The following is a 1,194-nucleotide window of genomic DNA, read 5'->3' as shown; positions in this document are numbered from 1 at the left end:
CTTTGACATACTATAAATTCTTTCCATAAAGGTACAAAAAAAATATGGAATGGCAAAGCCCGTGCTTGTGAAAGTTCGGGCTTTGTGATATGTTAAAAGAGGGTGTGCCAATTTTGACACACCCCCACTTTCAAAATTTTGTTCTGCAACCACTGAAGGGGTTTCTTTATTAGGAATTAATACTGTTGCTTCAAACTTGAAGTTACAGGCTTATAGTGGCAGGTTAGACATAGAATCTTTATGCCAAGCACCACTACCTTGTATTCTTCATTGGAATCAAAATCACTTCGTTGTACTATACAAAGTTAAGAATTGCAATACGTTCTATGTTGCAGATCCTGGAAAAGGACTTGTAAAGTACTGCTTGGAGGAATTCAAGAAGCATTGGATAAGTACTAAGTCGGATGGAGAAAAAAAGGGGATTGCAATGTTTATTGAACCTACATCTGAATTCTACAAGAACACTTTCTGTGAAGGGGATAAAAACGAGCAACGTTCTTTCAAATTCCTATTTGGCTACATAAAAAATATCGTCGATATTTTGGTCAAATTGCTTTGGGGCTGCTCGTGGGCAGTTTGTTACAGCTTATCCTGCCTTTCCTCACACAATCCATTGTGGACGTGGGCATCAAAAACCAGAACATCGGCTTTATATGGCTGATACTACTTGGACAACTTATGCTGACTGTGAGCCGAACAGCCATAGACTTTATCCGACGTTGGCTGCTGTCGCACATCTTACTGCGTATCAACATCTCACTGGTTAGCGACTTCTTCATCAACAGCGGAATGACAGGCACGGCATCCATACTTGTAAGCAATGAAAGCGTACTACAGAGGATTATTCAGAGAATAAGCCCAAGATTCTCTACAAGGCTTCGGACATGGATGAAATGTTGGAAAAAGCATACATGCATCAAAAAGCTGATTTTTTTGATATTTAATTGACAACAAATGTGTACCTTTGCACAGACATCTGAAATATGTCCTGTACGACAGAGCGTAGTATTTCAATATTATTCACACTCTAAATCAAAAGAAAATGAATAAAGCATTCAAATTTGAAGCGTAAGCATCCAATATTAGCCGTCTTTCATAATAACAAACAACCCTTATATGTCTGGTAGCATATAAGGGTTGTTTGTTATTTGAAGTTTGAAGGTAGCATTTTCGTGAGTTCCTCCTCCGTCATGT

Annotated in this window: 1 pseudogene; it reads left to right on the top strand. The window is 38.4% G+C overall.

The window, feature by feature from the left end:
- Positions 1 to 127: 127 nt before the first annotated feature.
- A pseudogene (locus tag C1709_RS00845) lies at positions 128 to 780 on the top strand (cysteine peptidase family C39 domain-containing protein); the annotation flags it as partial.
- Positions 781 to 1,194 lie beyond the last annotated feature (414 nt).

Source organism: Metaprevotella massiliensis, from assembly GCF_900241015.1.
Note: the sequence above shows the minus strand (reverse complement) of the source record. Positions and strands in the feature narration are given on the sequence as shown.